Raw genomic sequence first — 571 nt, forward strand, 5'->3', positions numbered from 1 at the left:
ATAGCACAAGCTGTAGTTAAAAGAGAGCAGGAAAGAAAGTTATGCAAAAATGCCAAATGTAGACATTCCTTAGATGATCATATTAGAAACTCAGATACTTGTTTAATCCTAAATTGTAATTGTTCAAAATTTTTAAAAATTTAAATTAATTAGAAAAAATCATCTAATGAATCTTCACGCAAAGGTTGTGCGTCAATTCCAATTTTTGTCAAATGCGAAGCAAATTCTTGGACGAAACCATGTATTGTGTAAACTTTTTCAGCACCAGACTGAATTACCATTTCTGTGAGTTCATTGAAATCACAATGATCACTTAATGGAATAGAGTAATCACAGCCCTTACTAAATTTGAATCTGGATGATTTTGCCCATCCACTAAATCCTATTGTTACAGCATCATATTTTGATTTCATATGCTTAATGAAGAAATTCTTACTTGACATCATTGGTGCTACCATCACCCATGGTTTTTTGTCGAGTAGTCTTTTTGATTCAGCCTCTGAATGTCCCATTCCTTCTTTTAGTGGAACATCAAATTTTCTGTGCAAGTCATTCATTTTTTTGACAGAAT

1 protein-coding gene is annotated in these 571 nt (G+C 32.2%); it reads right to left on the reverse strand.

The window, feature by feature from the left end; all coding sequences use genetic code 11:
- Positions 1–149 precede the first annotated feature (149 nt).
- On the reverse strand, positions 150–571 hold a 422-nt coding region (locus V3W49_RS22905; RefSeq protein WP_500148273.1), incomplete at its 5' end, for a hypothetical protein.

The organism is Rosenbergiella sp. YN46, assembly GCF_036620675.1.
In the GTDB taxonomy this organism is placed as follows: domain Bacteria; phylum Pseudomonadota; class Gammaproteobacteria; order Enterobacterales; family Enterobacteriaceae; genus Jejubacter.